Origin of the sequence: Actinosynnema sp. NPDC002837 (genome assembly GCF_040295345.1) — a bacterium.
GTDB lineage: Bacteria > Actinomycetota > Actinomycetes > Mycobacteriales > Pseudonocardiaceae > Actinosynnema.
Genome location: NZ_JBEOVG010000006.1, coordinates 43,937 through 63,395, shown reverse-complemented (window position 1 = coordinate 63,395; position 19,459 = coordinate 43,937). Strand labels below are relative to the sequence as shown.

At 72.2% G+C, this 19,459-nt stretch carries 17 protein-coding genes; 6 read left to right on the top strand and 11 right to left on the bottom strand.

What is annotated here, in order from left to right:
* Positions 1 to 41: 41 nt before the first annotated feature.
* From ABTZ99_RS06610 to ABTZ99_RS06570, 9 genes are all read right to left on the bottom strand, one after another.
* Positions 42 to 461: a response regulator gene (locus tag ABTZ99_RS06610; RefSeq protein WP_499608745.1), complete on the bottom strand. Its 420-nt coding sequence runs from the start codon at positions 459 to 461 to the stop codon at positions 42 to 44.
* Complete coding sequence (locus tag ABTZ99_RS06605; RefSeq protein ID WP_499608742.1) at positions 458 to 1,939, bottom strand: PAS domain-containing sensor histidine kinase; 1,482 nt, start codon at positions 1,937 to 1,939, stop codon at positions 458 to 460. Before ABTZ99_RS06605 ends, ABTZ99_RS06610 begins: the two co-directional genes overlap by 4 nt.
* A gap of 54 nt (positions 1,940 to 1,993) precedes the next feature.
* On the bottom strand, positions 1,994 to 2,386 hold the full coding sequence (locus tag ABTZ99_RS06600; protein ID WP_498780842.1) for an ATP-binding protein: 393 nt from the start codon (positions 2,384 to 2,386) through the stop codon (positions 1,994 to 1,996).
* A gap of 70 nt (positions 2,387 to 2,456) precedes the next feature.
* Complete coding sequence (locus tag ABTZ99_RS06595; RefSeq protein WP_498780843.1) at positions 2,457 to 3,107, bottom strand: response regulator transcription factor; 651 nt, start codon at positions 3,105 to 3,107, stop codon at positions 2,457 to 2,459.
* A gap of 162 nt (positions 3,108 to 3,269) precedes the next feature.
* The gene (locus ABTZ99_RS06590) at positions 3,270 to 4,451 is read right to left on the bottom strand and encodes an MFS transporter (RefSeq protein WP_499608739.1); all 1,182 of its coding nucleotides are present in this window, start codon (positions 4,449 to 4,451) and stop codon (positions 3,270 to 3,272) included.
* Positions 4,448 to 5,224, bottom strand: coding sequence for a DeoR/GlpR family DNA-binding transcription regulator (locus ABTZ99_RS06585; protein ID WP_498780846.1), 777 nt, complete (start codon positions 5,222 to 5,224; stop codon positions 4,448 to 4,450). Before ABTZ99_RS06585 ends, ABTZ99_RS06590 begins: the two co-directional genes overlap by 4 nt.
* Positions 5,225 to 5,287: 63 nt before the next feature.
* A complete protein-coding gene (locus tag ABTZ99_RS06580) occupies positions 5,288 to 6,844 on the bottom strand; it encodes a discoidin domain-containing protein (protein WP_499608735.1) in 1,557 nt (518 codons plus the stop codon).
* A gap of 48 nt (positions 6,845 to 6,892) precedes the next feature.
* Complete coding sequence (locus ABTZ99_RS06575; protein WP_498780849.1) at positions 6,893 to 8,239, bottom strand: multicopper oxidase family protein; 1,347 nt, start codon at positions 8,237 to 8,239, stop codon at positions 6,893 to 6,895.
* The gene (locus ABTZ99_RS06570; protein ID WP_499608732.1) at positions 8,232 to 9,050 is read right to left on the bottom strand and encodes a cupredoxin domain-containing protein; all 819 of its coding nucleotides are present in this window, start codon (positions 9,048 to 9,050) and stop codon (positions 8,232 to 8,234) included. The genes ABTZ99_RS06575 and ABTZ99_RS06570 overlap by 8 nt, the downstream gene beginning before the upstream one ends.
* A 200-nt stretch (positions 9,051 to 9,250) precedes the next feature.
* On the opposite strand from ABTZ99_RS06570, the gene ABTZ99_RS06565 reads away from it, so the two are divergent.
* Positions 9,251 to 10,201, top strand: a complete 951-nt coding sequence (locus ABTZ99_RS06565) for a hypothetical protein (protein WP_499608730.1) — start codon at positions 9,251 to 9,253, stop codon at positions 10,199 to 10,201.
* A 23-nt stretch (positions 10,202 to 10,224) separates the two neighbouring features.
* A complete protein-coding gene (locus ABTZ99_RS06560; protein WP_498780853.1) occupies positions 10,225 to 10,749 on the top strand; it encodes a hypothetical protein in 525 nt (174 codons plus the stop codon).
* A gap of 9 nt (positions 10,750 to 10,758) precedes the next feature.
* Here ABTZ99_RS06560 and ABTZ99_RS06555 read toward each other — a convergent pair whose 3' ends face one another.
* Both ABTZ99_RS06555 and ABTZ99_RS06550 read right to left on the bottom strand, forming a co-directional pair.
* Positions 10,759 to 12,228 carry a cellulose binding domain-containing protein gene (locus tag ABTZ99_RS06555; protein WP_499608728.1) on the bottom strand — a complete coding sequence of 490 codons (1,470 nt, stop codon included), beginning with the start codon at positions 12,226 to 12,228 and terminating at the stop codon, positions 10,759 to 10,761.
* 121 nt (positions 12,229 to 12,349) lie between these two features.
* Positions 12,350 to 12,817 (bottom strand): nitroreductase family deazaflavin-dependent oxidoreductase, encoded by a 468-nt coding sequence (locus ABTZ99_RS06550; RefSeq protein ID WP_499608725.1) that lies wholly within the window; start codon positions 12,815 to 12,817, stop codon positions 12,350 to 12,352.
* A 260-nt stretch (positions 12,818 to 13,077) separates the two neighbouring features.
* Between ABTZ99_RS06550 and ABTZ99_RS06545 the strand changes: the two genes are divergently transcribed.
* The 4 genes from ABTZ99_RS06545 (at position 13,078) to ABTZ99_RS06530 (ending at position 19,452) form a co-directional block, all read left to right on the top strand.
* A complete protein-coding gene (locus ABTZ99_RS06545) occupies positions 13,078 to 14,772 on the top strand; it encodes an HAL/PAL/TAL family ammonia-lyase (RefSeq protein WP_499608723.1) in 1,695 nt (564 codons plus the stop codon).
* Positions 14,773 to 14,889: 117 nt separating this feature from the next.
* Positions 14,890 to 15,321: a hypothetical protein gene (locus ABTZ99_RS06540; protein ID WP_499608720.1), complete on the top strand. Its 432-nt coding sequence runs from the start codon at positions 14,890 to 14,892 to the stop codon at positions 15,319 to 15,321.
* A 239-nt stretch (positions 15,322 to 15,560) separates the two neighbouring features.
* On the top strand, positions 15,561 to 18,743 hold the full coding sequence (locus tag ABTZ99_RS06535) for a LamG-like jellyroll fold domain-containing protein (protein ID WP_499608717.1): 3,183 nt from the start codon (positions 15,561 to 15,563) through the stop codon (positions 18,741 to 18,743).
* 130 nt (positions 18,744 to 18,873) lie between these two features.
* The gene (locus tag ABTZ99_RS06530; protein ID WP_499608714.1) at positions 18,874 to 19,452 is read left to right on the top strand and encodes a ClpP family protease; all 579 of its coding nucleotides are present in this window, start codon (positions 18,874 to 18,876) and stop codon (positions 19,450 to 19,452) included.
* Positions 19,453 to 19,459: the final 7 nt, after the last annotated feature.

Here is a 19,459-nt window from a genome sequence, read left to right as displayed (position 1 = left end):
GGTGTGATGCGGTGTCGAACCACAGTTGTACCAGGCCGACGCTACGTGCTGGGCAGCGGCGACGCACCCCTGCGCTCGCCGTGCCCCGGCCGTCCCAACCGGGGGACGGCCGCCACGATGTCGCTGTTCGACACGCCTTTGACCAGGTGCTCACCGACGCCGGCCGAGGTGAACTCGTGGAAGGCCTCCCGATCGGCGAAGGCCGACAGCGCCAGGATCCCGGTGTTCGGCGACCGGAGCCTGATCTCCCGCGCGGCCCGGCCACCACCACCGCCGGGCATGCGCACGTCGAGCACGACGACGGCGGGGCTGTGGCGTTCGACCAGCTCGATCGCCTCGTCCGCGTCCCGCGCCACCGCGACGACCTCGAAGTCCGGCTCCGCGTCGAGCACCTCGCGCAACGCCTCGCGGATCATCGGGTCGTCGTCCGAGATCACCACGCTGAGCTTGCGGTCGGTCACGGCTCACCGCCGGGGGAGTCCGGGATCCAGAACCGCACCTCCGCGCCACCGTCGGGGCCCTGTCCCACCGACCACCAGCCGCCCGCGGTCTCCGCGCGCTCCCGCATCTCGATCATGCCGAAGTGGTCGAACGCCGGTCGGTCGCCCGGCGCGCCCGGGTCGGCGCCGACGCCGGTTCCGACACCGACGCCGTTGTCCACGACCTCGACCAGCGTGCCGCCGCCGGTCGAGGTCAACGACACCTCGACCGCGGACGCCTGCGCGTGCTTGCGGATGTTGACCAGGGCTTCCTGGCAGATGCGGAAGATCGTGATCGCCGACTCGGCGGGCGGCTCGCGGTCCAGCTCGTGCCGCAGCCGGTACGTGATGCCCCACGGTTGGGCGACGTCGGTGAGGTAGTGGTCGAGGGCCTGCACCAGGCTGTGCCGGTCGAGCTCCGGCGGGCGCAGCCGGAAGACCAGGTTGCGCAGCCGTCCGATGGACGAGCGCACCGCCTCGTCCAGCTGCCGCACGACGGCCGCGTCCTCCTCGGGCAGCCGGTTGGCCAGCAGTTGCAGCCGCATGCCGACGGCGACCATGGACTGGATCGAATCGTCGTGCACGTCCCAGGCGATGCGGCGCCGCTCCAGCTCCTGGGCCTCCACGAGGTGGCTGACGAGCCTGCGCTGCTCGGTCAACGTCCGCTCGACCCGCCGGTGCTCGGTCATGTCGCGGGTGACCTTGGCGAACCCGCGCAGGCGGCCCGCGTCGTCGGTCAGGGCGGTGATGATGACGTTGGCCCAGAACCGGGTGCCGTCCTTGCGCAGCCGCCAGCCCTCGTCCTCGAACCGGCCGACCTCGGCGGCCACCTCCAGCTCGCGCCACGGCTTGCGCGCCACCAGGTCCTCGGGCGGGTAGAACAGCGAGAAGTGCTCGCCGACGATCTCCTCGGCCGAGTAGCCCTTGATCCGCTCCGCGCCCGCGTTCCAGCTGATCACCCGGCCGGTCGGGTCGAGCATGAAGATGGCGTAGTCGAGCACGCCTTGGACGAGCAGCCGGAACCGCTCCTCGCTCGCCCGCAGCGCCTCCTCGGCCCGCATCCGCTCGGTCATGTCGCGGGTGACCTTGGCGAACCCGCGCAGGCGGCCGGACTTCTCGAACAGGGCGGTGATGATGACGTTGGCCCAGAACCGGGTGCCGTCCTTGCGCAGCCGCCAGCCCTCGTCCTCGAACCGGCCGACCTCGGCGGCCACCTCCAGCTCGTACCAGGGCTTGCGCGCCTCGAGGTCCTCGGCTGGGTAGAAGGTCGAGAAGTGCTTGCCGATGATGTCCTCGGCCGAGTAGCCCTTGATCCGCTCCGCGCCCGCGTTCCAGCTGATCACCCGACCCGTGGGGTCCAGCATGAAGATCGCGTAGTCGACCACGCTGTCCACCAGCAGGCGGTACGCGTCCTCCGGCGGTTGTTCGAGCGCGGGGTGGGAGGAGTGATCAGCGGCCATGGCGTCACTGTGCACGATGCTCTGCCACGGTGCCACGGGCCTGCGCACCCGGCCTCAGGACGTCGCGTCGGCGGCCATCTCGCACCACACGACCTTGCCGCCGCGCTCGGCGTGCGCGCCCCAGGCCGTGGTCAGGTGCTGGACGAGCTGCAGGCCCCACCCGCCGACCGTGGCGGAGAGCCGGGCGCGCGGCAGGACCGGGCTGCCGTCCTCGACCTCGACCCGGAGCCGGCGCGCGTCGCCCGCCAGCCGGATGACGGGGATGGTGGCGGTGTGCCGCAGGGCGTTGGAGACCAGTTCGGAGGCGACGAGCACGACGTCGCCGTGGTCGCCCAGGTAGCCGAGGTCGGTGAGGGTCTTGCGGACGAAATCGCGGGCCAGGCCCGCCGCTCCCCGGTCGATCGGCGCGCTGAACTCAGCGACCGGGCCAGACACCGAGACGTCCACGGTCGTACTCTGCGGTATCGAGCGGTCGGTGCCCAGGCGCACCGTCACCGTCGCGTCTAGTGCAGCTGCACTAGTCGAGCAGGCCGTCGCGGCGGGCGATCGCCACCGCCTCCAGCTTCGACCTGGCGCCGAGCTTCTCCAGCACCCGTTGCACGTGGTTGCGCACGGTGTTGCGGGCGACGCCCATGCGCTCGCCGATCTCCTCCGTGCTCGCGCCCTCGGCCATGAGCAGCAGCGCCTCGCGCTCACGGACCGTGAGCGGCACCCCGTTGTCCTTGGCGCGGCCGGTGAGCTTGTCCAGCACGCCCGCGAGCAGCCCGCCGTCGAACACGACCTCGCCGGCCGCCACCCGCAGCACGGCGTCGGTCAGGTCCTCCAGGCGGGCGGACTTGAGCACGAGGCCCGCGGCGCCGGACTCCGCGGCGCGGGCGGCGACGGACACGGTCGCCTCGCCGGTCAGCACCAGCACGCGTGCGCCCCACTCCTCGAAGCCGGGGATCGCGTCCAGGCCGTCGCCGTCGGGCAGCCGGCGGTCCAGCAGCACCACGTCGGGCCGGTGCCTGCGGACCTCGGCCACCGCGTCGGCCACGGAGCCGACCGTGGCCACGACCTCGACCTCGCCCGAGTCCGCCCAGGCCAGCCGGATCGCCTCGGCCACCAGGTGGTGGTCCTCCACCAGGACCGCGCGGACGGGTCGGGACGGGTGGGGTGAGTGCGCCATGCTGTGCAGATCCTCGTCGCTGGTCCGGTCACCCACCCTAGACCTTCCGGTACCACCCGGTCCGATCACCACGCTCGAAGATCGGCACCGTGATCGCACGCGGGGCCGCGGCGAGCGGCATCGCGGGGACCGGGTGGCCGCGCGGCGTTCAGGCGACGCTGGTCAGCGCGACCCGACCTGCTCCTCCGCCGGCGCCGGACGCGGGGCGAGGACGCCCGCGAAACCCACCGCCAGCAGGCACAACGCCACCGGCACGAGGAACGCCACGTTCAGCGGGATCCAGTGGGCCAGACCGCCGATCAGCGCAGGACCCGCGAGCAGCCCCACGTAGCCGAGGCCGACGACCCGGGCCATCAACGCGCCCGACGACCGCTTGTCCAGGTTGCCCGCGGCCGAGAAGAGCTGCGGCACGCTGCCCGACAAGCCCAGGCCGAACAGCGCCCAGCCCGCGAACGCCGCCCACACCCACGGCGAGAGCACCACGAGCAGGAGCCCGAACGCGGCCAGCGCCGCCCCGTACCGCACGATCGCGACGGGCCCGACGAGCGCGGCGACCCGGTCGGTGGCGAACCGGCCCACGGTCATCGCCACCGCGAACGACCCGTAGGCGAACGCCGCCGTGCTGGTGGAGGTGCCGAGGACGTCCTCGGCGTGCAGCGCGGCCCAGTCGTTGGCGACGCCCTCGGCGAGCATCATGGCGAACGCGATCGCGCCCAGCAGCCACACCAGCTTGGTCGACGGCTTGGCCGACGGCGCGGCCGACGAGGCCTCTGCCGGCTCGGGACGGCCGTCCATCAGGAACCGGCCGGTCACCAGCGACACCACGATGGTGAACACGCCGCACGCGCTCAACGTCACCGTCGTGGGCACGTCGGCGTTCAACGTCACCGCGCCGACGACCGCCGCGATCGCGCCGCCGATCGACCACATCGCGTGGAACGACGCCATGATGGGTCGCGGGTAGGCCCGTTCGACGACCACGGCGTGCGAGTTCATCGCCACGTCGATCGTGCCGTTGCCGAAGCCGAAGCACGCCAGGGCCAGGCCCAGCGTCCACCACGACGTGGCCAGGCCCGGGAAGAACAGGGCGACGCCGAGGAGCACCCCGGCCGCGGGCAGCAGCTTGCGCTGGCCGAGCCGGTCGGCGAGCGGACCGGCGACCTGCATGCCGAGGAACGCCGCCGCGCCGAGCACGAGCAGCAACCCGCCGAGGGTGCTGTGCGAGATGCCGGTCGCGCGTTCGACGTTCGGGATGTGCACCACCCACAGGCCCACGGCGAACCCGTTGATGGTGAAGTAGATCCACGTCGCGACGCGTGCGGCGCGCGGCAGGGGGGTCGTCACAGGTTCTCCAGTCGTTCGGCTACGTGCACGAGCACCCCGCGCGCGGCCAGCTCGCGGCGCACGTCGGTGGGGGTGTCCGAGTCGGTGACCAGCACGTCCGGCCGGTCGGCTGGGCAGACGTGGGCGAGCGCGGTGCGGTCGAACTTCGTGGCGTCGGCGAGCACGATCGTGCGGCCGGACACGGCCATCGCCTGCTGCTTGACCTCGGCGTCGGCCAGGTTGTGCGCGGTGAGCCCGGCGTCCAGGTCGAACGCGCACGGGCTGAGCACGGCGACGTCGAACCGCAGGGCGCGCAGCGACGCCAGCGCCAGCGGGCCGACCATGGCCAGCTCACCGGGCCTCGGCTCGCCTCCGGGCAACAGGAGCCGCACCTCGGGCGCGTCGAGCAGCTCGCGCACCGCGTGCAGGGACAGCGGCATGACGGTGACCGGGCGGCCGCGCAGCAGCTTGGCCACCTCGACCGCCGTCGTGCCGCTGTCCAGCACGATCGTCTCGCCGTCGCGGATCAGCTCGACGGCCGCCGCGGCGATGGCGCGCTTCGCGCCGTTCGCGGTCGCCGTGCGCGCGGTGAACGGGGGCTCGACGCCCGCCGGGCTGAGCGGCACCGCGCCGCCGTGCACCCGGCGCAGCACGCCGCCCGCCGCGAGCAGGTCCAGGTCACGGCGGATGGTCATCTCCGACGCGCCGGTGGCCGCCGCCAGCTCCGCCACGGCGACCTGCGCGCCGGAGCGGAGCCGTTCGACGATCACCCGGTGGCGGTCGGCGCTCTTCACGTGAGCAACCGTCGCAAATCATGTGCGTTCGAACAAGTGAATTGTGCTTACGATCGCAGTCGGTCAGGTCGAGTAGACCTCCAGCTCGTTCACCCGCACGTAGCCGGGCTGGTGCGCGGGGCCCTGCGAGGCGCTGATCCGGACCAGCCGCGAGGTCCGGGCGGGGAAGGTGAGGGAGACGCTCAGCGACGCGTTGTCCGCGACCTCCGCGACGGTCGCGAACGCCGCGCCGTCCCAGACCTGCACCTGGAACGCGCGGATCGGATAGCCCTCGCTGGTGTGGACGACGACTCGGCGGACCGTTTTCGCGCTGCCGAAGTCGACCTGCACCCACTCCGGGCTGCCCGGCGGCCAGGTGCCGGGCGCGTTGGCCCAGCTGTGCGCGCCGCCCGGCCGGGTGTCGGGGACGCAGTCGTTGACGCGGTCGGGGGAGTAGCCGAGGTGCGTGCTGGACGCCGACGCGGTGCTCGCGCACGCCAGGTTGCCCGTCGTGCCGTCGCCGCCCTGGCTGCACGGGGTGAACCGGACCGAGCCGGTGTCGTACTCGCGGTGCGCGGAGTCGGCGAACCGCACCACGGCGTGGCCGGCGTCGTCGTCGCGCCGGTGCCAGGTGACGTTCGCGTCGATCGTCCCGCCGGGGGTCGGGAGGGACAGGGGCACGTCGACCAGCGGACCGCCGTCCTCCTCGTACCACTGGTAGGCGAGCACGTCACCGAGCGCCGAGCGGTCCCACGCGGTGACGAAGACCCCGGACGACTGCCACGAGCCGATGTCGTCCTGCGCCACGCCGGGCAGCGCGATCCGGCGCAGGACGGTTCCCGTGGTGGTGACGACCAGCACCCGCATCTCCCGCTCGCCCTCGAACCAGCTGCCGAACGCGGCGCGGTCCGGCACGCGCCACTGGTGCAGGTGCTCCAAGCCGTTGTCGCGGCGCGACCCGGTCGGGTCGCACACCGCCTGCCCGCTCACCTCCTCCGCCTGGAGGGCCGGCAGGGCGGAGGTCGGTTCGTGGACCGACAGCACCCACACCTCGTTGACGGCGGCGTAGCCCTCGTCGATCGCGTTCGGCAGTGGTCGGACGCCGCCGGTGGGCGAGAGGACGTAGCCGGGAGCGCTGGTGGCCCGTTCGTCGGCGGGCGCGACGGTCAGCACGACGTCGTCACCGGTGGTGACCCCTTCGTCGGCATCGGGGATGTGGATCTGCGCGTCGTAGGCGAAGCCGTTGACGCTCCGCAAGCCCGCGACGGCGGTCTTGAGCTCGACCCACCACGGCTCGTACGGGTTGACGACGTAGGAGTCCTCGGCGGCTTCGACGACCTCCCGCAACAACGCGTCGGTGTCGCCGTGGGACCGGGTGCTCGCGAGGTAGCGCACGAGCGCGCGGAGCCGGCTGTCGGCCGAGGCGGTCAGCACCGGCTGGACCAGGGCTTGCAGCTTCTGGTTGATCACGGTGTCGTCGGTGGGCGCCGCGGCGGCGGGCAGTGGTGCGACGGCCGCGAGCGCGGCGCCGACGAGCAGGGCGGCGAGCGTGGCGGCGATGGATCTTGTGCGTCTTATGGACGAGAACCTCCCCAGGTTTGCGCTACCGCAACGCTCCCGTTCGCACCGCGCGCCCACCATCCGCCGACCCGGTCATCCGCTCGCCCCACCGCTACCGCCCGGGGGCGGTCACCGAACGACCTCCAGCACGCCCATCATGCCCAGGTCCTCGTGGGAGGCGATGTGGCAGTGGTAGACCGTGCGGCCCGGTTCGCCGCGGAACGGGACGGCGATCGTGACGGTGCCGCCCGGTGGGACGTTGACGGTGTCGCGCCACGCCCGCAGCGGTTCGGGAGCGCCGTTGCGGGACAGCACCTGGAACGAGTAGCTGTGCAGGTGGAACGGGTGGTCGGTGGTGTGGTCGTTGACGACGTCCCAGACCTCCAGCGTGCCCAGGCGCGCCTGGAGGTCCACGCGGTGGTGGTCGAAGGTCTTGCCGTCCAGCGTGAAGTGGTCGGTTCCCGTGCCGTCGAACGCGATCCGGCGGCGGCGCACGGCGTTCGCCTCGTCGAGCGCCTCCACGTCGCGCAGCCGTGCGGGCAGGGCGACGGGAGGCAGGCCCGGTGGCACGTCCAGCGCGGCCAGGCGGAACGCGGCGCTCGCCGCACCGCCCTCGCCGTAGACCGAGTACGGCAGCGCGGTGAGTTCCAGGCGACCGGCGACGGTGGTGTCCACCAGCACCTCGGCGCGTTCACCGGGCGCCAGCAGGACCTCCGTCAGCTCGACCGGCTCGGCCACGAAACCGCCGTCGGTCGCGACCAGGTGCAGGGGCGTGCGCTCACCCGAGCGCAGCACGCCGACCAGCAGGTGGTCGCCGGCGGTGGCGTTGAGCAGGCGCAGGCGGGTCCGGCCGCTGGTGGGCGCGAGCACGGGCCGCACGGCGCCGTTGACGCTGATGTCCTGGCCGGTGCGGGTGAACACGAGCAGCCGGTCGTCGCACGACTTCAGCAGTTCGTCGGTCGCGCCGGTGACGACGATCGGTCCGGCCAGGCCCGCGAGCAGCTGTCGTTCGACGTCGCCGTGCGCGTGCGGGTGGTACCAGTAGGTGCCGGCCACGCCCTCGGGCACGGCGAACTCCTGCGTGCTCGTCGCGCCGGGCGGCAGGTGGGTCAGCGGCGCGTCCACGGCGGGTGCGAGCGGGAGGCCGTGCAGGTGGAGGCTGCTGTCGGCGTCGAGGTCGTTGCGGAAACCGAGTCGGACCCGGTCGCCCTCGCGGAGCTTGACCAGCGGACCGGGCGCGGAACCGTTGTAGCGCAGGGAGTCCCCGGACGCGGCGGCGACCAGTTCGCCGCGCAGCACGCCGTCCGCGCCCGCGTGCAGCGGCAGGGTGGTGTGCTCGGGGAGTGGCGGGCCGTCGGCCGGCCCTGGCGCGGCGAGGGTGGCGCGCAGGAGCGGCACACCGCCGGCGACGAGCGCCCCGGCGGTCAGGCCGCCCGCGATCAGCGCGGTCCGCCGGGACATCTTCCGCTCAGCCATGGTGGTGCGCTCCGGAGGGCGTCTCGGTCGCGGTCGTGGTGGGGGTCAACGCGCCCTCGGTGACGGTCAACCGGCCGACCATGCCCTTCTCCTGGTGGTCACCGGCCGCGCAGTGCACCGCGTACTGGCCAGGTCGGGCGTTCACCACGGCGATCCGGGTCCGGCCGCTGGGCACCTCGACGTCCACTCCCAGCTCGGTGATCGTGAACGTGTGGTTGTCGTCGGTGTCGTTGGTGAACTTGAACGCCACCGGCTGACCGCGACCGACGCGCAGCTGGGCGGGGGAGAACTTGAAGTTCGTCAGGTCCACGGTCGGCAGCGCGGCGAGCTGCTCGTCGGTGAGGGACCCGGTGTCGTCGGACTGCGGCCACCCGACGATCAAGGTCGCCGCCAACGCCACCCCGACGGCCGCGCCACCGCCGAGCCCGACGAGCCGCTCACCGTGGCCGGTGTCCGGTCGCAGCACCAGGACCAGCGACGAGACGATCGCGACCCCGGCGGCCACCACGAGCGCCGCCGCGACCGCGAACGGCAGCACGTCACCGGGGCGGACCAGGTCGAACGCCAGCTCCACCGGCCGGATGAACACGACCAGGGCCGCCACGGCGATGGTCACGACCGGCGCGACCCGGACCCGTCGCCACAGCAGTGCGGCGGCGGCCAGGGGGAGGGCGGAGAGGGCGGCCATGCCCGGGTTGGGTTGGCCGGCGAGGACCAGGAAGGCGATCGCGTTCGCCACGGCCAGCACCGCGGAGGCTGTGAGGGCGGTGGTCGGCGAGGGCGTTCGGCGGTCGAGGGCAGGGGCGGTCATGACAACTCCCGGGCGTGTGATTGGTTAGTCACTCACTACGTCTACAGCTCACCGCGTGGGCCGGTCTTCTGTCAAGCGATGCTGAGAGTGTGGCCGGTTTCGACTGGTGAGTGTTCAGTCACTCTTGTGGATCTGGTAACGGCGTCGAGAACCGCGTCGATGACCTGCGTACATACGTTCGGTGTCAAAGGGGGTGCCTCATGGAGGACCCTGCGGCAGGTCTGTTCCTGCTGAAGGCCGAGGTTCCGGTCGTCGTCACCGGCGAGGAGGACCACCAGGCTTGGCTGGCGAGGTATCCCGTCGCGCCGGGCGGGAGCTGGCGCGTCGTGGTCGCCCTGGCGTGGTGCACGATCAACTCCGGCAAGTACCTGGGCCAGTACGCCATCGAGGTCCGGTTGGACGGGCAGCGGGTCGGTGAGCTGACGTACCTGATGTCACGGCGGTACGCGGACATCATGGGCCAGGTGATCGACGCCGGCGGAAGGCCGGGCTGCGAGGCGGTGATCCGGGTCGGCGAGCGCGGTCACGAGATCGTGGTCCAGCTGCCGCGCGACCCGTCGGCCGTGGTCGTCCCGACAGGGGCCTTCGCTCCGCCGGTGAAGCGGAAGTCCCGCCGTCCGATGTGGATCGCCGCCGGGGCGGTGGTGTTCCTGTTCGTCGTCATCGGGGCCCTCGCCGACGAGCAACCGTCCACAACGGACTCAGCCGCCACGCTGAGCACGACCGCGACCGACGCGACAACCACCGTGCCGACAACCACCCTGCCGACCACGACCACGACCACGACCACGACGACAACCGTGCCGACCACGACCACGACAGCCCCGCCGACCACCACGACCACGACCACGACGACCCTTGCCGAGCCGGCCCCGAAGCCCCAGCCCCAGCCCAATCCGGAGCCGAAGCCGAAGCCGCAACCTCAGCCGCAACCTCAGCCGCAGCCGCAGCCGGAAACCCTGGCCCCGCCACCGCCCGCGCCGAACCAGGGCTGCCACCCCAGCTACGAGCCGTGCGTGCCCATCGCGAGCGACGTCGACTGCAAGCCCGGCAAGGGCAATGGCCCCGCGTACGTGACCGGCCCGATCAAGGTCATCGGTCCCGACGAGTACCAGTTGGACGCCGACCACGACGGCGTCGGCTGCGAGTAGGCGTCCGGAAAGGGAGAGGTGTCATGTCACGGAGGTTCGGTTCGTTATTGGCGTTGGTGGTGGTCGTGGCGGGCGCTGTGGCGGCCACGGCCGGCGCGGCCAACGCGGTGACGGTGGAGCAGGTCTGCGCCGGCACGTGGGCGGTCACCTACGACCCGCCCATCACCAACACGCCGCAGGTCGTGCGCGGCAACCTCACCGGGGTCTTCCCCACGTGCACGAACCCGGCCGCGCCCAGCGGGTTCTACGGCCAGGAGTTCACCGACACGGTGTCGTGCGCGACGCTGCTCACCGCGGGCGCGGCGTCGCGCACGTACACGTGGACCAACCCGCTGGCCGCGCCGACGACGTTCACCTACAACTGGACGGTCAGCGACGTCGCCGGCCAGGCCGTGATCACCAACACCGGCTTGATCACCAGCGGCACGTTCGCGGGCGCGAGCGCGGAACAGGTGGCCGTGCTGGTGACCCCGGACGTCCTGCAGTGCGCCGGCGCCGGGATCTCCAGCCTCACCGGCCCGACCACGCTGACCGTCTTCCGCCCGTAGCCGCGCCGGTCACCAGTCGAGCGGGAGGGTGGCGACGTAGTCGGTGAGCAGGCCGGTGATGAGCCGGTGGTCGTTGAGGGAGAAGTGCCAGTCGCAGCCGAGCCGGTCGAGCCTCGGGTCCTCGTAGTTCCAGAAGCGCACGAGGTCGTCGCCGCCCGCGTTGCGGGTGGTGACGACCTGCCGGGCGGCCTCGGCGAACAGGTCCGTGGCGCTGACCACGATGACGGTGTCGGGGCCGTACTGGGCGCGGAGCTTGTCGAGGAAGCCCAGGTACGCGGTCCGGTAGGCGGCGGTCAGGCTGTCGGGGGTCCACGGCTCGCCGGGGTTGATCGCGGTGGAGAAGTCGTTGGTGCCCAGGCCGACGACCACGAGCTGGGGCCGCCACGTGTCCGGGTTGCGCCACACGTCGCCGGCCACGTTCTGCAGGCCGCGGTCGTAGTAGGTGCGGAACGTGGTGTCCGGGTCGCCGCCGTTGTAGTTGCGGACCATGCCGCGGCCGGAGTGGGCGTTGACCTGGTAGTCGGCGCCGAGGGCGCGGGCGGTGAGGGGGCCGAACGCGAGGTCGGTGTTGGTGTTGCGGTCGACGCCGCCGTTGGCCGAGCAGTCACGGGTGGTGGAGGTGTTGCCGTAGCCCGCGGTCAGCGAGTCGCCGATGAACTCGATCTGGCGGGTGCGCGCGGCGGGCTTGGCGAGGATCTCGCCGCCGGCGGCGGGCAGGAACCCGCCGAACTCGCCGCTGGCCCAGGTGCTCTCGGTGCGCTTGACCAACCGGACGGTGTGCTCGGCGTCGGTCAGGCCGTTGATCCACCGGGTGACCCGGCCGGGCGTGACCAGCGTGGCGACGGTCCGGCCGTCGACCTGGACGTCGTAGTCGTTGACGGCGTCGTTGAGCACGATGCCGACACCGGTGCCGCGGAAGCGGCTCTCGAAGTAGATGCCGGGCCACGTGTACCGCGCGGTGTCCGCGGTGGCCCGGACCCGGCCGACGGTGTGCGTCCGGCCGAGGATGTCGGACACCGGCGGCGTGGACGTCGTCGTGGTGGTGGTGGTCGACGTGACGGTGGTCCCGGTGCACGGGGTGCCGTTGAGCGCGAAGTCGGTGGGCGCCGGGTTCGAGCCGGTCCACGAGCCGTTGAAGCCGAACCCGGCGCTCGCGCCGGTGCCGAGGCGGCCGTTCCAGCTCACGCTGTCGACCTGGACCCGCGCGCCGGACTGGCTCACCGTGCCGTTCCAGAGCTGGGTGACCTTCTGGCCGGCGGCGAACGACCACGTCAGCCGCCAGCTCGCGACCGGGTCGCCGAGGTTGGTGACGCTCGCGTTCGCGCCGAAACCACCCGACCACTGGTTGGTCACCTGGTAGGTGACCTTGCAGCCGACGGCCGCTTGGGCCGGTGCGGTGACGGCGACGGCGGTCAAGGCCGCGGTCACGCCGACGACGGCCACGCCGGCGATCGCCGACCGATAGCGGGTGGTGTGCACCTGTTCCTCCACGATCCGGGTCCGACGCTGGGCCTGGGAACGCTCCCGGGCGACCGTAGCGAAGAAGTTGCGCAGCGAGAAGGTCTGGCGCGGATCGGGCCGGGGAGCGTATCGATTGGTGTCAGGCCCGATCGGCTCGCGTCAGCGCGACCACCGGGATCGTGCGGGTCACGCCGGCCTGGTAGCCCGCGTAGAACGGGTACCGACGGGCCACGGTCTCGAACGCCCGATCACGCTCCGCGCCGTCGAGGACGACCGCGTCGGCGGCGAACCGCTCGCCTTCCACCTCGACGGTGACCTCGGGGGTGGACACCAGGTTGTGGTACCAGTCCGGGTGGCGCGGCTTGCCGAAGTTGCTGGCCACCACCAGGTAGCGGTCGCCGTCGCGGTGGTGGAGCGTGAGGATGCTCCTCGGCTTGCCCGACCGCGCACCGGTCGTGGTCAGCAGCAGCAGGTCCATGCCGGCCATCGCGCCGCCGACCCGGCCGCCGTTGGCGCGGTACTCCTCCAGGACGGCCGCGTTCCACGCGAAGACCTCCTCGCGGGACGCGTCCGGTGCCGGAACCTTCTCGCTGGCCTTAACGCTCACCCGTGCTCCTTAGCTGATTGCTCGTGCCGCAGGACCCGGTCGTGGCGCGGACTGCCGGTTCCGCGCCGGGTTCCCCGTCCCGAAGATATGCCGGGACACCAGCGTCCGCACCCGTCTGCTGTGAGGTGCCGGGTGATCAGCGGTGCACGTCGTGGGCATCACCCGATCGTTCGGTTCGTGCGCGCACGCCCGGCCGAGGAACGCCTCCGGTGCCAGGATCCCGGGCGAGAACCCGGTCCTCGAACGAGGTAGGAGCGCGAATGCAGGTCCCGTGGCGGTTCCTGGTCGTCCTCGCCGTCGGCGCCGTCACGGTGTCGAGCACGGCCGCCGCGCCGGCCGACGTGGCGACCCGGCAGCACGCGCCCGCGCTGGAGCTGGACGGCGACTCGTTGACCTGGTCGCGGTTGGTGGAGGTGCTCGAAGCCGACCGCGTCACCGTCCGCCTCGGCCTGAAGTCCCGCCAGGAGATGGTCAAGACCCGGCAGGGCGCCGAGGCGGCGCTCGCGGCCGGGCAGCGCGTGTACGGGTGGAACCAGGCGTTGGGCCCGTTGAAGGACCAGCCGCTGCCCGAGGCGGACCGGGTGGAGTTCCAGCGCCGGGTGCTGCGCTCGCACGCCGCCGGTGTCGGTCCCGCGCTGGACGACCGGGTGGCGCGGTTGGCGTTGGTGCTGCGGGCCAACACGATGGCGCGCGGCACGATGGGGGTGCGGCCGGAGTTCGTCGACCGGATCCTGGAACTGGTCAACGCCGGCGTCACGCCGCGGATGCCGGAGATCGGGTCGTTGGGCACCGGCGACCTCCAGCCGATGGCGGCGGCGGGCCTGGTGCTCACCGGCGAGCCCGCGCCCGCCCGCTTCCAGGGCCGGGAAGCGCCCGCGCCGGAGATCCTCGCCGCGGCCGGCGTCGCGCCGACGTTCCAGCTGGCGCAGGGCGAGGCGTTGCCGCTGATCAGCGGGAGCAGCGTGGTCACCGCGCGGTACGTCGACGCGGTCGTGCGCGCGGAACGGCTGCTCGACACCTATGACGGCGCGTTCGCGTTGTTCCTGGAGGCGACCAGGGCCGAACAGGGCGCGTTCGACGCCCGCACCCACGACGAGCGGCGCATCCCCGCCGAGGTCGAGGCCGCCCGCGTCACCAGGGCGTTGATCTGCGGCACGGGGTGGATGACCGAGGAGGGGCGCAAGGCGATCAGCGACGAGGGTCCGCGCATCCAGGACGCCGTGTCGGTGCGCGCCACCCCGCACATCGTCGGGGCGCTGCGGCAACGGCTGACCGACGCCCGCGTTCACGTCGAACGCGAGGCGAACGCGTCCACGTCCAACCCGCTGGTGTTCGCCAAGCCGGGCGGCGGCCACGAGTTCGTCATGGGCGGCAACTGGGACGCCGCGCTGCTCGGCCACGAGATCGACTCGCTCAACGCCCAGATCGCCGACCTCGGCGTGCTGTCGCAGGAGCTGTCCGCGCGGCTGCTGTCCGAGAAGTGGAGCTACCACCTGCCGGCCAACCTCGCCGGCGGCGAGATCGGGCTGAACTCCGGCATGGTGCAGGCGCAGACCGTCGCGGTGGCGCTGGTGCCGGAGATGCAGCAGCTGGCCACGCCCGCCGGCACGCTGTCCCGGCCGGCGAAGTTCGGGCAGGAGGACCACAACACGATGGCGATGGCCTCGGTCCGCGCCCTGCACGCCAACCTCGACCGCCTGGAGACGGTGCTGGCGGTGCACGTGCTGATGGCGGCCCAGGGGATCGACCTGATCAAGGACAAGATGGCCGCGTTCCCGTTGGGCCGGGGCACGGACCGGCTGCACCAGGCCGTGCGGCGGCACATCGCGCCCCTGGTCGACGACCGCTACCTGACCCCGGACCTGGAGAAGGCGACGGAACTCGTGCGCAGCGGCGAACTGAGCCGGGAGGTGCGGGCCGCCCTCTCGCCGGGACAGGACAAGTGCGCGGCGTAGAAGGGGTTTCCGCGGTGGCTTAGCCGGCTGGTGTTGGTCCCCTCGCGCCCTCCGCCGTCCGGCCGCACTCGCCCCAACCCGGCCCACCGCGCCGCACGGCCCGCTTAAGGTGCGGGGATGGCGGAGGACGGGTTCGTCGAGGTACGCGGGGCCAACCGGGGCAACAACGTGATCCTGCACCTCTTCGCCCTGGCGTTGATGGTCACCGGACCGATCGTCTACGCGGCCAACGACGGCGGCACCGTCGGCATCGTGCTCACCGTGGTGCTGCTGCCGCTCGGCATCGCCGTGTGGCGCGGTATCGCGCGCGCCAAGCGGCGGCTGCTGCGCCTGGACGAGGTAGGTCTGCCCGCGACCGCCGAGGTCCTGTCGATGGAGCCGATCAGCGAGGACTCCACGGTCCGCGTCCGGCTGCGGATCAGCGGCCCGGACGTGCCCGAGTTCGAGATCGAGCACGACGCCGGGTACCACCCCAGCCTCAGGCCCGGGAACAAGCTCGTCGCGGCGGTCGACCCCGACGACCACCGCGACTTCGAACTGGACTACTAGGACAGGCCTTCCGCTCGGAGTCGGACCGAGGCCGCCTCGGATAACAGGGAGTGCCGCCGAACGCCGGCCTCCAGCGGGCTCGGGAGGTCCGCGATGGTTCGGACCTTTGTGTGGGATTGAGCGGTGACGCTGTGGGAGCGCTCCCAAATGTGAGGCTTCTTGTTGTCTTCTGCGGGGGTTTGTGGATAGATGAACGGCGTTTGTGATGGGCCTCATAGCCGAGCCCCGAGGAGAGTTCCATGCCCCGTGCCGCCAGACGGCTGTCCGCCCTGCTCTTGGCACTCCTGCTCACCCCCGTCCTCGCCGGTACCGCGACCGCCGCCGCGCCGCCCGCGCACGGCCTCAAGGGCGAGTACTTCCGGATGTCCGCGCCCGGCGCCCGCGACTTCGCCGAGTCCGGCGGCGCCACCCTCGACCCGAACGTCGACTTCGCCGACCTGACCGGCACGTTCCAGCAGCTCACCGGCCGCACCGAGCACACCACGGCCCGCTGGACCGGCAGCCTCACCGCGCCCGCCACCGGCGACTACACCTTCCACGCCATCGGCGACAACGGCTTCCGCCTGTTCCTCGACGGCGCGCCGGTCATCGACCACTGGGTCGGCGACTGGGACGTCGAGCAGCACAGCGCGCCGGTCCACCTCGTCGCGGGCGAGCGGCACGACTTCCGGATGGAGCTGTTCCAGGACGTCGGCGGCGCGAACCTGCGCCTGCGCTGGTCGACGCCGACGCTGGCCAAGCATCCGGTGCCGGAAACGGCGTTCCTCCCGCCCGCCGACTTCCCGGTCTACCCGGTCGGCCTGACCGTGTCACCGGACGGCCGGCGGCTGGAGGCGGCCTTCGACCAGCCGGTGACCGCCCTCGGCGACCTGAAGTCGCACCTCAAGGTCGAGGTCGACACCGTGCCGTTCCCGATCGAGTCCGCCGCCGTCGACCGGCGCGACCGCACCAAGGTGATCGTGAAGCTCGGCGCGACCATCCAGAAGCCGCAACGCGTCCGGGTCACCTACGACGGCAGCGGCGGCCTGGTCGTGGGCGCGGAAACGGTGCCGCGGATCATCCGCAGCGCGACCAACACCTCCACCCAACGCCTGCTGACCGAGTGGGGCGAGGAACTCGACGAGGACCACCCGCTGCCCGAGTACCCGCGCCCCCAGCAGGAGCGCGACGAGTGGCTCAACCTCAACGGCCGGTGGGAGTTCTCCGCCGCCACCGCCGGGCAGCAGCCCGCGTTCGGCCGCGCGCTGCCCGAGCGGATCACCGTGCCGTTCCCGGTGGAGTCCCAGCTCTCCGGGCTGGAACGCCACGAGGACCACATGTTCTACCGCCGCCAGTTCGAGGTGCCGCGCGACTGGCGCGTCGGCCGCGGCCAGCGGCTCAAGCTCAACTTCGGCGCGGTCGACCACCACGCCAGGGTGTGGGTGGACGGCACGCTCGTCGCCGAGCACACCGGCGGCTACACCGCGTTCACCGCCGACATCACCGACGCCCTGCGCGGCGGCGGCAGGCACGAGCTGATCGTCGCCGTCACCGACACCACCGGCGACAACCAGCCCATCGGCAAGCAGTCCCGCAACCCCGGCGGCATCGTCTACACGCCGTCCTCGGGCATCTGGCAGACCGTGTGGCTGGAGCCCGTGCCGGACAAGGCGATCGACGACGTGAAGACCACGCCGGACATCACCAAGGGCACGCTCACCGTCCACGTGTCGTCCTCGACGGCCTCGGTGAACGCCAGGGTCACCGCCACCGCCCGAGACAAGCGGGGCACGAAGGTCGGCACGGTCACCGGCGCGCCGAACACCGACCTGACCCTGCCGGTGCCGAACCCGCGCCTGTGGAGCCCGGACGACCCGTACCTGTACGACCTGGACGTGACCCTGGAGGACGGTCGCAGCAAGGACGAGGTCGAGAGCTACTTCGGCATGCGTTCGATCGGTGTGCGCACCGTGGCCGGCTTCCCGAAGCTCGTCCTCAACGGCGAGCCGGTGTTCTCCCTGGCCATGCTGGACCAGGGCTTCTGGCCCGACGGCCTCAACACCGCGCCCAGCGACGAGGCGCTGGCGTGGGACATCAAGGCCCAGAAGGACCTCGGGTTCAACGCGCTGCGCAAGCACATCAAGGTCGAGCCCGCCCGCTGGTACTACCACGCCGACCAGCTCGGCATGTTGGTGTGGCAGGACTTCGTGAACGTCAACGTCACCGACGAGACCGGGCAGCAGGCGTTCCTGACCGAGGGCAGGCGCGCGATGGAGCAGCTGCACGACTCGCCGGCCATCATCGGCTGGGTCGTGTTCAACGAGGGCTGGGGCGAGTGGAACCGGGAGGAGACCGGCCGCATCACCGAGTCGGTCAAGGCCGCGGACCCGTCCCGGGTCGTCAACGCGCACAGCGGCGTCAACTGCTGCGCGTCGAAGGGCGACTCGGGCAAGGGTGACGTGATCGACCACCACGACTACAACAACACCGACCCGGCCTGGCCGGACGCCACCCGCGTCGCGATGGACGGCGAGCACGGCGGGTTCACCCTGCGCACGCCCGGCCACCAGTGGCCCGGCGCGCCGGCCGTGATCTACAGCGGCGTGCCCGACAAGGCCGCGTTGACCGCGAAGTACGTGTCGAACACCGAGACGTTCTACCTCGACGCGGCCGGCGCGGAGCTGTCCGGGTCGGTCTACACGCAGATCACCGACGTGGAGACCGAGCTGAACGGCCTGTGGACCTACGACCGGCGGGAGATCAAGGTCGACCCGGGACCGGTGCGTGAGATCAACAGGCGGGTGGTCGCGGCCGGCGCCGCGGCGGCCGAGCGCACGTACGACGGCAAGGGCTCCTGGTCCTTGGACGGCAACGGCGACGACACGAGTGGCGCGCCGAACCCGTTGTCCCTCACCGGGGACGCGGCGTGGACGGCCGGCGTGCGCGGGCAGGCGCTGACGTTCGACGGGAACGGCGACTACGCCCAGACCACCGGACCGGTGCTCGACACCACCGGCTCGTACTCGGTGTCGGCGTGGGTGCGGATGGACTCGCTGCCCGGCAACTACGCCACCGCCGTCAGCCAGGACGGCCGGCGCGTGGAGAACCCGTTCTACCTCCAGTACGGGCAGGGCCGGTGGGCGTTCAGCGTGCCCGGCGGCCGGCGGGCCACGCTGGCCGCCACACCGGAGCTCGGCCGCTGGTATCACCTGGTCGGCGTGCGTGACGAGGCGGCGGGCGAGACGCGCCTGTACGTCGACGGCGTGCGTGCGGCCGCGATCCCGATCGGGCCGGACGAGGTGAGCACCGGGCCGTTGGCCGTCGGCCGCGCCAAGTACGCGGGCGTCCGCGGCGACTTCTGGCACGGCGCGGTCGACGAGGTCCGCGCCGTGGACCGCGCCCTGACCGACGCGGAGGTGGCCGAGCAGCACGCGGCGCGCTGACCGGGCACGTGAGGACGGAGGGCTGCGGGATGACGGTCCCGCAGCCCTCCGTGCTCGACCAGCGTGTTCTGCCGGGCGTGACAGCTTCAGGTCACAGGTCCTGCCGGTTGCCCGTCGCTCCCTAAGGTGGGTGAATGATCTTCCCTTTGAAGCCGTGGTGAGCGGGCACGGCGTGGTCGACCGCGCTCAGCGACTGCTGCGGGAACGGATAGTCCTGCTGACCTCCGAGGTCGACGACGCGGCGGCCGACCAGGTCGTCGGCCAACTCCTGCTCATGGAACAGGCCGATCCGACCGCGGACATCCACTTCTACCTCAACTCGCCGGGCGGCGGGGTCACCGCGGGCATGGCGATCTTCGACACGATGCGGCACATCCGCCCCGACGTGGTCACCTGGGCCGCCGGACTGGCCGCCGGCATCGCCGCGGTCCTGCTGTCGAACGGCGCGCCGGGCAAGAGGTACGCGCTGCCGCACGCCAAGATCATGATGATGAAGCCGTCGTGGCCGGCCGACCCGACCCCGGCGCAGCTCGACATGCTCGCCCGGACCACCGACGAGATGACGGCCATCGTCGCGGCGCAGACCGGTCAGCCCGTCGAGCAGGTCGCCGCGGATGCCGCCGCAGGCAGGTGGTTCACCGCGGAGGAGGCCCTCGCCTACGGCCTGGTCGACGGGATCCGCGACCGGCTGGGCCGCAACCCGCAGTGATCCGCCG

Coding starts and splice junctions, on each gene's coding strand:
- ABTZ99_RS06605 (WP_499608742.1), bottom strand. CDS start 1,939: ATGGCCGCTGATCACTCCTCCCACCCCGCGCTCGAACAACCGCCGGAG.
- ABTZ99_RS06595 (WP_498780843.1), bottom strand. CDS start 3,107: ATGGCGCACTCACCCCACCCGTCCCGACCCGTCCGCGCGGTCCTGGTG.
- ABTZ99_RS06580 (WP_499608735.1), bottom strand. CDS start 6,844: ATGGTGGGCGCGCGGTGCGAACGGGAGCGTTGCGGTAGCGCAAACCTG.
- ABTZ99_RS06575 (WP_498780849.1), bottom strand. CDS start 8,239: ATGGCTGAGCGGAAGATGTCCCGGCGGACCGCGCTGATCGCGGGCGGC.
- ABTZ99_RS06570 (WP_499608732.1), bottom strand. CDS start 9,050: ATGACCGCCCCTGCCCTCGACCGCCGAACGCCCTCGCCGACCACCGCC.
- ABTZ99_RS06565 (WP_499608730.1), top strand. CDS start 9,251: ATGGAGGACCCTGCGGCAGGTCTGTTCCTGCTGAAGGCCGAGGTTCCG.
- ABTZ99_RS06560 (WP_498780853.1), top strand. CDS start 10,225: ATGTCACGGAGGTTCGGTTCGTTATTGGCGTTGGTGGTGGTCGTGGCG.
- ABTZ99_RS06545 (WP_499608723.1), top strand. CDS start 13,078: ATGCAGGTCCCGTGGCGGTTCCTGGTCGTCCTCGCCGTCGGCGCCGTC.
- ABTZ99_RS06540 (WP_499608720.1), top strand. CDS start 14,890: ATGGCGGAGGACGGGTTCGTCGAGGTACGCGGGGCCAACCGGGGCAAC.
- ABTZ99_RS06535 (WP_499608717.1), top strand. CDS start 15,561: ATGCCCCGTGCCGCCAGACGGCTGTCCGCCCTGCTCTTGGCACTCCTG.